This is a genomic window from Amycolatopsis lexingtonensis, from assembly GCF_014873755.1.
In the GTDB taxonomy this organism is placed as follows: Bacteria; Actinomycetota; Actinomycetes; order Mycobacteriales; family Pseudonocardiaceae; genus Amycolatopsis; species Amycolatopsis lexingtonensis.
Genome location: NZ_JADBEG010000001.1, coordinates 2,459,728 through 2,473,273, shown reverse-complemented (window position 1 = coordinate 2,473,273; position 13,546 = coordinate 2,459,728). Strand labels below are relative to the sequence as shown.

Genomic DNA, 13,546 nt, shown 5'->3' with positions numbered 1-13,546 from the left:
TTGGTGACAACGGAGGGGCACGGGCTTCACCGATCCGAATGTCAGGAGTGCACAGGATGACGACTTCATCGGGCGACGTTTTCCAGAACGAGCAGGGTTCCGGTGGTTCCGGGGGGAACCAGTTCAACGAGCAGGCTTCGTCGGGTGGTCGTGGTGACATCTTCCAGAACGAGCAGGGCTCGGGTGGTTCCGGCGGGAACCAGTTCAACGAGCAGGCCTCGAACGGCGGCCGCGGCGACATCTTCCAGAACGAGCAAGGCTCCGGCCGCGGCGGCAACCAGTTCAACGAGCAGGCGTCGGCCGGCCACCACGGTGACGTGTTCCAGAACGAGCAGGGCTCGGGTGGTCACGGGGGCAACCAGTTCAACGAGCAGGCTTCGTCGGGTGGTCGTGGTGACATCTTCCAGAACGAGCAGGGCTCGGGTGGTTCCGGCGGGAACCAGTTCAACGAGCAGGCCTCGAACGGCGGCCGCGGCGACATCTTCCAGAACGAGCAAGGCTCCGGCCGCGGCGGCAACCAGTTCAACGAGCAGGCTTCGACGGGTGGTCGTGGTGACATCTTCCAGAACGAGCAGGGTTCCGGTGGTCACGGGGGCAACCAGTTCAACGAGCAGGCTTCGTCGGGTGGTCGTGGTGACATCTTCCAGAACGAGCAGGGCTCGGGCGGTCACGGCGGGAACCAGTTCAACGAGCAGGCTTCGTCGGGTGGTCGTGGTGACATCTTCCAGAACGAGCAGGGCTCGGGCGGTCACGGCGGGAACCAGTTCAACGAGCAGGCTTCGTCGGGTGGTCGTGGTGACATCTTCCAGAACGAGCAGGGCTCGGGCGGTCACGGGGGCAACCAGTTCAACGAGCAGGCTTCGACGGGTGGTCGTGGTGACATCTTCCAGAACGAGCAGGGCTCGGGCGGTCACGGGGGCAACCAGTTCAACGAGCAGGCTTCGTCGGGTGGTCGTGGTGACATCTTCCAGAACGAGCAGGGCTCGGGCGGTCACGGCGGGAACCAGTTCAACGAGCAGGCTTCGACGGGCGGCCACGGCAGCATCTTCCAGAACGAGCAGGCCCAGGGCCACCACGGGAACCAGTTCAACGAGCAGGCCTCGTCGGGCGGCCACGGCAACATCTTCCAGAACGAACAAGCCCAGGGCCACCACGGCGGCAACCAGTTCAACGAGCAGGCGGCCACCGAGCACCACGAACACGAGCACCACGACCACCACGTCGACCACGCCCACCACGTCGACCACCACGACGTCGACCACTACTGAGCCGGCGTAAGCACAGAGGAGCGGTCATGCAGGAGCCGAGTGGCGGGGGGCGCGTCGCCCTCGACACCCTCGACCTCGCGGTCAAGGGGGCGAAGGCCTACGGGCGGGACGATCTCGTCCAGCGCCTCACCGACGCCCGGCGCCTGCTGTCCGAACCGGACGTCACCGTCTACGTCGTCGGGGAATTCAAGCAGGGCAAGAGTTCGCTCATCAACGCGCTGCTGACCGCCAAGATCTGCCCGGTCGACGACGACATCGCGACCGCGGTGCCGACGGTCGTCCGGTTCGCGTCGGAGTCCGGGGCTCTGGCGACCTACGAGCCGGCCGATCCGTCGTCGCCGCCGTGGACCGAGCGGATCTCCCTCGAAGACCTGCCGAGTCACGTCAGCGAGGCCGGGAATCCCGGCAATCTGAGGAAACTCAAGTCCGTCACCGCGTCGATCAGCCGCCAGTTGCTTTCCGGTGGGCTGGTGCTGGTCGACACCCCGGGCGTCGGCGGGCTCGGCTCGCTGCACAACGCCGTCACCGTCAGCTCGCTGCCGCGGGCGCACGCCGTCCTGTTCCTCTCGGACGCGTCGCAGGAACTCACCGGCGCCGAGCTGCGGTTCCTCCGGACGGTGAAAGAACTCTGCCCGAATGTCTTCTTCGTCCTCACCAAGACCGACCTCTACCCGCAGTGGCGGCGCATCCTCGAACTCAACGCCGGCCACCTCGAAGCGTGCGGCCTCAGCATCGACACCGTCGCGGTGTCCTCGGAGCTGCGCACCATCGCGGCCCGCTCGGCCGACCAGGAGATGAACGTCGAGTCCGGCTTCCCGCAGCTGGTCAAGTGCCTGCAGGGCGTGGTCGGGGACGCCGAGCGGTCCGCGCTCAACGCCGTCGGCCTGCACGTCGGGTCCGCGGTCGGGCAGCTGCACGCCACCCTGCGCGCCCGCCGCACCGCGCTCGCCCACCCCGAGCAGTCCGCCGCGCTCGTCGCGGAGCTGCAGCGCGTCAACGACCGCGTCGACGCGCTGCGCAGCCAGTCCGCCAAGTGGCAGCAGCTCCTCTTCGACGGCTTCGCCGACATTTCGTCCGATGTGGACTACGACCTGCGCGCCCGCTCCCGCGGCGTGCTGCACGAGGCCGAAGAAGCCATCGAGGACGGCGACCCGGCCAAGAACTGGCCCGAATTCGAGAAGTGGCTGCGGCAGCGCCTGGCGAACGAGACGCTCGAGAACTACGCGACCTTCGTCAAGCAGGCCAGGGGACTGGCCGGCCGGGTCGCCGACCACTTCGAGCTCGCCGAGTCCCAGGCCGTGCTGCCGCGGGAGGTCCAGGCGCCCGTGAAAGTCGTGGAGGAGATCGACATCGACGCGTCCTTCACCGGCGCCAAGACCCGCGGCGCCACCGGGATGGCCGCGTTCCAGAAGGCCTACAGCGGGTTCCTGATGTTCTCCATGCTCACGAAGATGGCCGCGCTGGCCATCCCGACGCCGTTCGGGGTGGCGGCGGGCCTGCTCATGGGCCGGTCGGGCTTCCTCGACGAACGCAAGCGGCAGCTGGAGAAACGCCGCACCCTGGCCAAGACCGCGGTACGCCGGTTCGTCGACGAGTTCAACCTCCAGGTCGGCAAGGACTCGCGCGACGCGATGCGGACCGTCCAAAGAGAACTCCGCGACGCCTACAGCGCGCGCGTCGACGAACTCCAGCGGTCGCTGACCGAAGCACTGGCCAACGCGAAGAAGGCGGTCGTCGCCGACGACGCCGAGGCCGCCGAGCTCACCCGGCTCGAGGCCGACATCGACGCGCTCGAGGTGCTCGAGCGCCGCGCCGACGAGCTCACCTTCCGCAGCGCCCCCAAACCGAAGGCGGTGGCCAGATGACCCCGCTCTACGTCCAGGTCCGCGGGTTCGTCGCCCGCGCGTGCGCCGGGTACGCGGGCACGCCCGCCGAGCCGCAGCTGCGGCAGATCGCCGGCCGGCTCGCCGAACCGCTGCGCGTCGCGATCGCCGGCCGCGTCAAGGCCGGGAAGTCCACGCTGCTCAACGCCCTCGTCGGCCAGGAGCTCGCGGCGACCGACGCGGGGGAGTGCACCCGGGTCGTCACCTGGTACCGCAACGGCCCCACCTACCGGATCATGCTGCACCCCGTCCGCGGGATGCCGCGCCAGCTGCCCTTCGGCAGGCTCAGCGGCACCCTCGGCCTCGAACTCGGCATGGCGCCCGACGACGTCGACCGGCTCGTCGTCGACTGGCCGTCGCCCGCCCTGCGCGCGATGACGCTGATCGACACGCCCGGGCTGGGGTCGGCGCGGGCGGAGGTCTCCGGGCGCACCGAAGCGGCGCTGGTCCCCGAGGGCGACGGCGTGGGCACCGCGGACGCCGTGGTGTACCTGATGCGGCACGTGCACGGCGACGACGTCCGGTTCCTGGACGCCTTCCACGACGACCCGGCGCAGCGCCGCCCGGTGAACACGATCGGCGTGCTGGCAAAGGCCGACGAGGTCGGGCACGCCCGGCCCGACGCGCTGGATTCGGCGGCGAAGATCGCCGCTCGCTACGCCCGTGACCCGCGGGTTCGCGGGCTCTGCCAGACCGTGGTCCCGGTGGCCGGCCTGCTGGCCAGCTCGGCGGCGTCGCTCAAGGAATCCGAGTTCCGCGCGTTCCGGCGGCTTTCGGCGGCACCGGAGGCCGAAGTGGCGCGGCTGCTGACGTCGGCCGACCGGTTCGCCACCGGCACGTCCGAGGTGGACGTCCCGGCGGCCGAACGCGCCGAACTGCTGGCCCGCTACGGCCTCTTCGGCGTGCGGCTGGCGGTCGAGCTGGTCGGCGGCGAGCTGGTGACGGGCGCGCGGGCGCTGTCGGGCGAGCTGCTGGCCCGCAGCGGCCTGCACCGCCTCCGGTCCCTGCTGACCACGCAGTTCGCCGCGCGGGCCGACGTGCTCAAGGCGCGGTCGGCGCTGCAGGCGGCGGAGCTGGTGCTGCGCGCCTACCCGGACCGCACCGGCGGCCTGCTGCACGAATGGGAGCGGATCGTCGCCGGGGCGCACGAGTTCGCCGAGATCCAGCTGATCGACTCGATCCGGCTCGGCGTCGTGCTGTTCACCACCGACGAGGCCCGCGACGCGGAACGACTGCTCGGCGCGACCGGGGTGGACGTGCCGAGCCGCCTCGGCCTGCCGGGGAACGCGGGCCGCACCGCGATCCGGCAGGCGCTCGGCGCGCAGCTGCTGAGGTGGCAGCGGCGCGCCGAGCACCCCGCGTCCCCGCGCGACGTCCGCGACGCGGCGCGCGTGCTGGTCCGCACGTGCGAAGGAATCCTGCTCAGCGAAGCCAGGGCGGAGGTCCTGTCGTGACCGACCAGCCGAAGGGAAAGATCAGGAAGGCCGTCACGGCCGCCGCCGGCGCGGTCGCGTCCGAAGTGGCCGGCAACGTGCTCACGCCGGGCGGTTCCCCGGCCGCGCCACCGCCGCAGCCGGAGCCGGCCGCCGCCGAAACCGCCCACGACGTGCCCGCCCACGAGTACGTCCCCGAGGTGGAGACCAGCACGGTCACCCGCGGCGAAGACGGCCACGTGGAAGCGCAGACCGGCACTGTCTGGCACCCGGAGACCGCCGACGGCCTGCCGCTCGAAGAATTGCCGACCGTCGAGGAGTTCGAGCAGATCGAGGTCCGCGAAGACGAGTTCGGCAACTTCGTCATCGACGCGACCGAGCGGTTCGTCGTGCACAACCACGGCCACGACGAGGTGTACACCGATCACCAGCACCTCGTCGTGCCCGGGGACGGGACGCCGGGCGACACGGACATCGACATCGTGCAGGACGCCGGCATCGTCGTCCACGAGAACCCGGACGGCACGATCACCGTCGAGCACGAGGGCTCGCTGACCTACGAGCTGACCCCCGACGCGCCGGGGCACGGCGACATCGAGGTGTTCCAGGAGGAGACCGTCGTCCTCGACGAGGCCGAGACGGGGCCGCCCGGCATCGAGGTCGGGGTGAGCGTGGACGAGCAGGCCAAGGCCGACGACCCGTTCGGCGAGCCGGCCGGGCCGACCATCCACCAGACCGAGGTGGTCGGGGACAAGGGCCGCGGCGCGACGGTGACCGCGCAGGTCACCGCACCGGCGCCCACATTGCCAGGGCCACCGGCACCGCCGGTCGTCACGTTCAGCCGGACGCCGTCCACAGTGGACGCCGCACCGGCGGCCGTCGAGACGAACCTGGCGGCATCGGCGTCGCTCGCCGAGCACCCGGCCCCGCGGCACAGCTTCGCGACCGAACGCGAACCGGCGCACCACGACGCCGGCGAGGTCACCGGGAGCCGGCCGCACCCGGTGGAGAAGGAGCACCCGTTCGAGCCGCCGCGGCACCCCGAGCCGGACCCCGCGCCGGCCGCGGCCGAGGTGCCGGACAGCCCGCCGCCGGAACCGCACGACCCGCCGCCGGTGGACCCACCGGGCCCGCTCGAGGACCACTCGCACGAAGAACACCCCGCGGAACCGGAGCCGGTTCCCGAAGACCACCCGAATCTCGACCACGCGCACACCGCCGGCGGAGGCTGAAATGGGCTACGGACTGGGCATCGACCTCGGCACGACCTTCACGGCCGCCGCCGTCGACCGGGCCGGCCACGTCGAAATGGTGTCGCTCGGCGACCGGACGGCGGCCATCCCGTCGGTGGTGCTGCTGCGGCCCGACGGCAGCGTGCTGGTCGGGGACGCGGCGAGCCGGCGCGCGGCCGTCGAACCGGACCGCGTGACGCGGGAGTTCAAGCGGCGCCTGGGCGATCCGACGCCGGTGCTGCTCGGTGGCGCGCCGCACTCGGTGGCGTCGCTGATGGCCCACCTGCTCGGGTACGTGGTCCGGACGGTCGCCGGGCAGCAGGGCGGCCGTCCGGACCGGATCACGCTGACCCACCCGGCGAACTGGGGACCGTACAAGCGGGAGCTGTTCGAACAGGTGCCGAAGCTGACCGGGATCGACCGCGTCGGCCTGATCACCGAGCCCGAAGCCGCGGCGGCGCACTACGCGGCCCAGGAGCGGCTCGACGAGGGTGCCGTCGTCGCGGTGTACGACCTCGGCGGCGGCACGTTCGACGCGACCGTGCTGCGGAAGCGCAACGGCGGGTTCGAGATCCTCGGCACGCCGGAAGGCATCGAGGGCCTGGGCGGGGTCGACTTCGACGAAGCCGTGTTCGGGCACGTCGACCGGGCGCTGGACGGGAAGCTGTCGCAGATCGACCCGGACGACCCGGGCGCGGTGGCGGCGGTCGTGCGGCTGCGCCAGGAATGCGTGCTGGCGAAGGAAGCTCTGTCGGCGGACACCGAGGTGGCGGTCCCGGTGCTGCTGCCGTCGGTGCAGACGGAGGTGCGGCTGACCCGCGGCGAGTTCGAGGAGATGATCCGCCCGTCGATCACCGCGACGATCGGTTCGCTGCATCGCGCGCTGCGCTCGGCGAACCTGCGCCCGGCCGACCTCGGCGCCGTCCTGCTGGTCGGCGGCTCGTCGCGGATCCCGCTGGTCTCCCAGCTGGTTTCGGCCGAGCTCGGCCGCCCGACGGCGGTCGACATCCACCCGAAGTACGGCGTCGCCCTCGGCGCGGCGGCCCTCGCCTCGGGCCGCTCCGGCCTGGTGCAGGCGACGGAAGCGCGGCCCGCGTTCCCGCCGCCGGTGCCGCGGGTGCCTTCGCCGCGCGAGGAGACCCGCGTGCCACCGCCGCGCGAGGAGACGCGCGCGATGGCGACGCCCGGCTTCGGCGCGGGCGCACCGCCGCCGTCGCTGGGCCGCCAGAAGTCCGGCAGCCCGGCCCGCCGCGCCTCCCGCCGCGGCGTGGTGGTGGGCCTGTGCGCGGTGGCGGTCGTGGCGATCGGCGGGGTGGCGGTGGCGGTCAGCAACTCCGGCGGCAGTCCCTCGGGGAGCACCCCGCCACCGGCGACGACGTCGGAGAGCGAGACCCCGGCCCTGGTGACGCTGCCGCCACCGGAAACCCCGGAGACGACGCACGCGACGGTGGCCCCGCCGCACACGAACGCGCCGGTGACGACGCGCCGGAAGGTGCCGCCGAAGACGAGCCCCACCAAGACGACCACGCCCACGACGACGACCACCACCCCCACGACCACGACACCCCCGACAACCTGACCGCAGCGCCGCGGGGCTGGGTCGGCGATGCCGCTCGACGGGCTGAGCGGAGGCTCACCGCCGACAGCCGGGACCGGGCCGCCCAGCCCTTGCGGCCCGGTCCCGGCTCGGCGGCCCGCTGCCGGCGGCCCGGCCTCTCGACTCGCCGTGGTGACTTGGCCGGGCTGCCCGGTTCGGCGGGGCGCGTTCTCGGCCCGCCGCGGTCACAGGGCGATCCAGCGGGGCCGGCCGCCCGCGCTCGAGTGAGAGGCGCAGCCCAACCCGGTCCGCCCCCACCCGCCCAGTATGTGAGAGATTTTCCAGCCCATGGGGTGAAGCCCCACATCCCGCCGTTGACCACGATCGTCCCCCACCCGCAAGTAGATCGGGTGATCCCCCGCCGCCCCGCACCAGCACGTCCCAGCACCCCCACCCGTCAGCTCGCACTGCTCGCGGTCGTGCAGGTGTGCGGCATGAGCGTCTGGTTCTCCGCCTCGGCCGTCCTTCCGGCCTTGCGCGCCGAATGGGAACTCTCGCGGGAACAAACCGTCCTCCTCACCGCCGCCGTCCAGGTCGGCTTCGCCTGCGGGGCAGTCGTTTCCGCCGCCTTCAACCTCGCCGACCGCATCCGCCCGCAAACCCTCATCGCCGCCGGCGCGCTGCTCGCCGCGCTCGTCACCGCCGCATTGCCGTGGTGCGCGCGAGCGAGCGGGCTCGTCGTCCCGCTCCGGTTCACCACCGGCTTCGCCCTCGCTGCCGTCTACCCGGTCGGGATGAAGGTCGTCGTCTCGTGGTTCCCCCGCCACCGCGGGCTCGCCCTGGGCACCCTCCTCGCCGCGCTGACCGTCGGCTCGGCCCTGCCCCACCTCCTGGCGCCGCTCGACTGGCGAGCCGTCCTGTTCGGCGCGGCCACCTTGGCGACGATCGGCGCGGGAGTGTCGGCACTGTTCGTCCGCGAAGGCCCGGACCGGGCACCCTCGCCACCGTGGCAGCCGCGCTACCTGCTGCGGATGGTGGCCGACCGGCGGCAGCGGCTCGTGTGCCTCGGCTACTTCGGCCACATGTGGGAGCTCTACGCGCTGTGGGCCTGGCTGCCCGCCTACCTCGCCGCGACCGGCGGGCCGGGCGGGGTGACCGCGTTCGCCGTCATCGGGATCTGCGGGGCGGCCGGGTGCCTGCTGGGCGGCGCGCTCTCCGACCGCTGCGGCCGGGCCGTCGTCGCCGCGGTGGCCATGCTCGTCAGCGCCGGGTGCGCCGTGCTGTCCTACGCCGTCTCCGGCACCGTTCTCCTGCTGCCCGTGCTGCTGGTCTGGGGCGTCGCCGTGATCGCCGACTCGGGGCAGTTCTCCGCCGCGCTCGCCGAAACCGCAGATCCGCGGTACGTCGGGACCGCGCTCACCGCGATGACGGCGTTCGGGTTCCTGCTCAGCGCCACCACGATCCAGCTGCTGCCGCTCCTGGCTGACGCCGTCGGCTGGCGGGCCGCCGTGCCCGTGCTCGCGGTCGGGCCCGTGCTCGGCGCCGCCGCGATGCACCGCCTGCGCCGGTAATCTCGCCCCATGGCGGCGGAACACGTGATCGTGACGTCCACGACGGACTCGGAGACGGCGGCGCGAGAACTCGCGACGCAGGCGGTGGCGGGGCGGCTGGGGGCCTGCGCCCAGGTCGTCGGGCCGATCACCAGCGTCTACCGGTGGGACGGCGCCGTGCAGACCGACCAGGAATGGCGGGTCGAGATCAAGACGACCGCCGATCGCGTGCCGGCGCTGACCGAGCGCCTGCGGCAGCTGCACGGCTACGACCTGCCGGAAGTGATCGCCACGCCGATCGTCGGCGGCAGCGCCGAGTACCTCGCCTGGCTGACCGCCGAAACCCGTGGTCCGGACGCCGGTTCCTGACTAAAGTCAGGGAATGGAGCTCGAAGGACTCAGGCGGCGCTTCGCGACGCTGACCACCGCCCACCTCGCCGACGCGTGCATCCGGGCCGGGCTGCCGGTGCGCTGCGCCCCCGCGTCGACGCGCGCGGTGGTCCACGGCGGCCGCCTGTTCGGGCCGGCGGTCCCGGCCCGGCACGTCGGCAGCGTCGACGTCTTCCTGGAGGCTTTCGAAACCGCGCCCGAGGGCGGGGTGCTGGTCGTCGACAACGGCGGCCGCCTCGACGAAGCCTGCGTCGGGGACCTCGTGGTGCTCGAGGCGCGCGCCGCCGGGCTTTCCGGCGTCCTGATCTGGGGCCTGCACCGCGACACCGCGGACATCCGCGCCATCGGGCTCCCGGTGTTCAGCCTCGGCTCCCTCCCGACCGGCCCGCTCACCCTCGGCCCGCGCGTCGACGGCGGGCTGGCCGAAGCGGTCGTCGGCAGCTGGCGGATCGCGCCGTCGGACCTCGTGCTGGGCGACGACGACGGCGTGCTCTTCGTCCCGCTCGCCCGCGCCCCGGAGCTGTTCTCGCTCGCCGAAGCGATCCGCGACACCGAACGTCGCCAGGCCGACCGGATCCGGGGCGGCGAACCGCTGCGGGAACAGGTGCGCTTCGCGGAGTTCCTCGCCGCGCGGGAAGCGGACCCCGGCCTGACGTTCCGCGCCCACCTGCGTGCCGTCGGTGGTGCCATCGAAGAGTGACCACGAAAGTGTGGTCGTTCACCTGACCGGGTATCCCTCGGCGGGAGGCGGGACCATGAACGCAGTCATCGGCTTCGGCCAGGACATCGAATACCACTTCGCCCGGGGGCTGCGGGCCTACCTCGCCCGCGTCGCCGGCGCGGTCGGCGTCGGGTTCGAGTCGTGTTCGCTCGACCTCGACGTGCCCAGCTCCGGGTACGTGGCGCTCGACCGCACCCTCCCGGACCTGCCCGCGCACGACCTGGCCCTGATCTGGGACGAGGTGCACGGCTGGTCGGCGGAGGTCGAACCCGAAAGCGGCGGCGCGGCCAAGGTCCTCGGCTACCTCGGGGGCACCGAGGTCGTGCCACCCCCGCGCGCGGTCGCGAGGTTCCTCGACGCGCTGCGGTTCACCGGGCCACCCGCCGGCGCGTTCCCGCCGCCGGTGTTCCGGCGGCCGGGGCACCACGAGGACCTCGTCGAGCGGCTGCCGGTCACCGGCCCGGAAGACTTGCCGCGCCCGGGCTCCACGGCCTGGTGATCGCAGGACGGGAGCGCGCCGGGCACCTAGGATGAGCGGGCAGCGCCCCGTCCCCCCGAAGGAAGCCCGTGACCGCCGATGAGCCGCACCCCGTCCGCGTCCTGCTCGTGGAGGACCACGACATGGTGGCGGAGGCACTGCAGCTCGCCCTCGACCGCGGCGACGGGATCACCGTGGTGGGCCGTGCCCGCTCCCGGGCCGAGGCCCTCGCCGACGTGCGCGAGCACCAGCCGGACGTCGTGCTGCTGGACCGGCGGCTCGCCGACGGCGACGCGCTGGGCGCCATCGCGGAACTCGCGGCAGGCGGCGCCCGGGTGCTGGTGCTGACCGGCGACGCGACCCCGGCGATCGCCGCGCAGGTGGCGAAGGCGGGCGGGGCCGGGCTGCTGTTCAAGTCGTCGCAGCTTGGCGTGCTGGAGTCCGCCGTCCGGGAGGTGGCCGCCGGCGGCGTGGTCTTCGAGCCGGAGCTGCTGCCCGGCGTCTTCGACCGGCTCACCGGCCGGGTTCCCGCGGTGGGCACGGCGCTGACCGCGCGGGAGCGCGAAACCCTCGACCTGCTGGGCGAAGGCGCGACCACCGACGAGATCGCCGAGCGGCTCGGCGTGTCGCGCAACACCACCCGCAACCACGTGCAGCGCGTGCTGGAGAAGCTCGGCGCGCGCTCGAAGCTCGAAGCCGTCGCCGTGGCCCGCCGGGAGGGCCTCATCAGCTGATGCAGCTGCACCAGCCCGAGGTGAGCGGTTGCATCTCGTGCGGCGCCGCGCGGCCGACGAGGCTTGACGCGTGGACATTCCGGCCCCGCTCACCGCGGAGTGTGCCCTGACCGGCTCGGCGGGCGGACTGGCGCTCGTGCGCCGGTTCACCCGGCTGACGCTGCGCGCGTGGGCCGGCGGCTCCGTCGTCGACGACGCCCAGCTGCTCGTCACCGAGCTCGTGACCAACGCGCTGTGCCACGGCGGCGGCCGCCCGCGGCTGCGGCTGGCGATGGCCGGCGGGCAGCTCCGCATCGAGGTCTTCGACGACGATCCGGCGCCTCCGGTGCGGCGGCCCGCCGGCGCGGACGGCGGCTGGGGCCTCACCCTCGTGGCGCGGCTCTCCTCCGCTTGGGGGACCGCGCGCCACGGCCGGGGAAAGGTCGTCTGGTGCGCGCTGCCGGCGGCTTCGGCCGAACTCGCCGGGTGAGCGACCGGGAACGCGCCCTGCCGACCACGCGACGATCCGGCAGAGTTGCCGCATGGACGACGACCGGTTCCGCATGCTGGTGCAGGGGGTGCTCGACTACGCGATCTTCATGCTGGACACGCGAGGGCGGATTTCGAGCTGGAACGCCGGGGCGGCGCGGATCAAGGGCTACTCGGAAGACGAGATCCTCGGACAGCACTTCTCGGTGTTCTACCCGCCGGAAGACGTCGCGGCCGGGAAACCGGACCGGGAACTGGAAGTGGCGGCCGCGGCGGGGCGGCTGGAGGACGAAGGGTGGCGGATCCGCAAGGACGGCACCCGGTTCTGGGCGAACGTCGTGATCACGGCGCTGTACGACGATCGGGGTCGGTTGAAGGGGTTCGGGAAGGTCACCCGCGACATGACGGACCGCCGCGCGGCCGAAGTCGCCCTGCGGGAAAGCGAAGAACGGTTCCGCCTGCTGGTGCAGAGCGTGGTCGACTACGCGATTTTCGTGCTCGACCCCCAGGGGCGGATTTCGAGCTGGAACACCGGGGCGGCGCGGATCAAGGGCTATTCCGAGGACGAGATCCTCGGGCGGCACTTCTCGGTGTTCTACCCCGCCGAGGACGTGGCCGCGGGAAAACCGGACCGCGAACTGGAAGTCGCGGCCGCGGCGGGGCGGCTGGAGGACGAAGGGTGGCGGGTGCGCAAGGACGGCACCCGGTTCTGGGCGAACGTGGTGATCACGGCGCTGCTGGACGAGCGGGGCCGGCTGCAGGGCTTCGGCAAGGTCACCCGCGACATGACCGAGCGCCGCAACGCCGAGCAGGCCCTGCGGGACCGCCGCCGGCTGGTCGGGCACCTCGTGGAGGCCCAGGAGGTGGAGCGGCGCCGGATCGCCTGGGACGTCCACGACGAGTCGATCCAGTCCATGGTCGCCGTCGGCATGCGCCTGCAGCTGCTCGCCTCCCGGCTGCCGGAACCGGCGGCGACCGCGGTCGGCGGGCTCGACGAGTCGGTGCAGGCCGCCATCGGCCGGCTGCGCGGCCTGGTGTCCCGGCTGCGGCCGCCCGAGCTGGACCGCCACGGTCTCGTGGAAGCGGTCTCCGCCTACGTCGACGACGTCGCGCGCCGGTGGGAACTGGCGCACTCGGTGCGCGACGAGCTCAGCGCCGAGCCGTCCCCGGAAGCGGCGATCACCGCCTACCGGATCTGCCAGGAGGCGCTGAGCAACGTCCACAAGCACGCCCGGGCCACCCGGGTCGACGTCACCCTGTCCACCGTGGACAACGGGACGCACGTGCGGATCACCGACGACGGCATCGGCACGGCCGGCGACGAAGCCGGGGCGGGCCACTTCGGGCTGGTCGAAATGCGCGAGCGGGCCGAAGCGGCGCACGGCTGGCTCTCGCTGACCAGCACCCCCGGCGAGGGCACGACCGTGGAGTTCTGGCTGCCCGCGCTGCCCGACGTGACGGGACTCGAACCATGACCGAGCTGCGGGTGCTGATCTCCGACGACGACGTGATGATCCGCGACGTCCTGAAAGAGGTCCTCGAGGAGGAGCCCGACATCGCCGTGGTCGCGGTGGCGGGCGACGCCGACGAGGCGATCCGGCTCGCGGAGCGGCACCGGCCCGCCGTCGCCGTCCTCGACGTCCGGATGCCCGGTGGCGGCGGGGCGCGGGCGGCGCGGGAGATCGCCCGCTGCAGCCCGGGCACCGCGATCCTGGCTTTCTCGGCCTACGCCGACCGGACGTCGATCGCCGGGCTCGCGGCGGCCGGCGTCACCGAGTACCTGGTGAAGGGCGCGCCCAACCGGGCGATCGTCGAGGCCGTCCGGCGGCTGGGTGGTCAGCCGCGGCCGTGA

At 72.9% G+C, this 13,546-nt stretch carries 13 protein-coding genes; all 13 read left to right on the top strand.

What is annotated here, in order from left to right; genetic code table 11:
* The first annotated feature begins 56 nt into the window (after nucleotides 1–56).
* The 13 genes from H4696_RS49945 to H4696_RS11400 all read left to right on the top strand — a co-directional run bounded on the left by H4696_RS49945 (nucleotide 57) and on the right by H4696_RS11400 (nucleotide 13,546).
* A complete protein-coding gene (locus H4696_RS49945; protein WP_225955651.1) occupies nucleotides 57–1,268 on the top strand; it encodes a putative sodium/potassium/calcium exchanger in 1,212 nt (403 codons plus the stop codon).
* A gap of 26 nt (nucleotides 1,269–1,294) precedes the next feature.
* Nucleotides 1,295–3,133, top strand: coding sequence for a dynamin family protein (locus H4696_RS11455; RefSeq protein ID WP_086865297.1), 1,839 nt, complete (start codon nucleotides 1,295–1,297; stop codon nucleotides 3,131–3,133).
* Nucleotides 3,130–4,605: a dynamin family protein gene (locus tag H4696_RS11450; RefSeq protein ID WP_192782249.1), complete on the top strand. Its 1,476-nt coding sequence runs from the start codon at nucleotides 3,130–3,132 to the stop codon at nucleotides 4,603–4,605. Before H4696_RS11455 ends, H4696_RS11450 begins: the two co-directional genes overlap by 4 nt.
* Nucleotides 4,602–5,816 carry a hypothetical protein gene (locus H4696_RS11445; protein ID WP_086863635.1) on the top strand — a complete coding sequence of 405 codons (1,215 nt, stop codon included), beginning with the start codon at nucleotides 4,602–4,604 and terminating at the stop codon, nucleotides 5,814–5,816. Before H4696_RS11450 ends, H4696_RS11445 begins: the two co-directional genes overlap by 4 nt.
* A gap of 1 nt (nucleotide 5,817) precedes the next feature.
* A complete protein-coding gene (locus H4696_RS11440; RefSeq protein WP_086863636.1) occupies nucleotides 5,818–7,395 on the top strand; it encodes an Hsp70 family protein in 1,578 nt (525 codons plus the stop codon).
* Between the two features lie 311 nt (nucleotides 7,396–7,706).
* Complete coding sequence (locus H4696_RS11435; RefSeq protein WP_420831495.1) at nucleotides 7,707–8,924, top strand: MFS transporter; 1,218 nt, start codon at nucleotides 7,707–7,709, stop codon at nucleotides 8,922–8,924.
* A 9-nt stretch (nucleotides 8,925–8,933) separates the two neighbouring features.
* A complete protein-coding gene (cutA, locus tag H4696_RS11430) occupies nucleotides 8,934–9,272 on the top strand; it encodes a divalent-cation tolerance protein CutA (RefSeq protein ID WP_086859278.1) in 339 nt (112 codons plus the stop codon).
* Between the two features lie 13 nt (nucleotides 9,273–9,285).
* Entirely contained in the window at nucleotides 9,286–9,993 is a 708-nt protein-coding gene (locus H4696_RS11425; RefSeq protein WP_086859276.1) for an RraA family protein, read from the top strand.
* 55 nt (nucleotides 9,994–10,048) lie between these two features.
* On the top strand, nucleotides 10,049–10,513 hold the full coding sequence (locus tag H4696_RS11420) for a DUF6292 family protein (RefSeq protein WP_086859274.1): 465 nt from the start codon (nucleotides 10,049–10,051) through the stop codon (nucleotides 10,511–10,513).
* Between the two features lie 68 nt (nucleotides 10,514–10,581).
* Complete coding sequence (locus tag H4696_RS11415; RefSeq protein ID WP_276328927.1) at nucleotides 10,582–11,226, top strand: response regulator transcription factor; 645 nt, start codon at nucleotides 10,582–10,584, stop codon at nucleotides 11,224–11,226.
* Nucleotides 11,227–11,296: 70 nt separating this feature from the next.
* Nucleotides 11,297–11,695: an ATP-binding protein gene (locus H4696_RS11410; RefSeq protein WP_249026974.1), complete on the top strand. Its 399-nt coding sequence runs from the start codon at nucleotides 11,297–11,299 to the stop codon at nucleotides 11,693–11,695.
* A gap of 52 nt (nucleotides 11,696–11,747) precedes the next feature.
* The gene (locus tag H4696_RS11405) at nucleotides 11,748–13,169 is read left to right on the top strand and encodes a PAS domain-containing sensor histidine kinase (RefSeq protein WP_086859272.1); all 1,422 of its coding nucleotides are present in this window, start codon (nucleotides 11,748–11,750) and stop codon (nucleotides 13,167–13,169) included.
* Entirely contained in the window at nucleotides 13,166–13,546 is a 381-nt protein-coding gene (locus H4696_RS11400; RefSeq protein WP_086859271.1) for a response regulator, read from the top strand. The genes H4696_RS11405 and H4696_RS11400 overlap by 4 nt, the downstream gene beginning before the upstream one ends.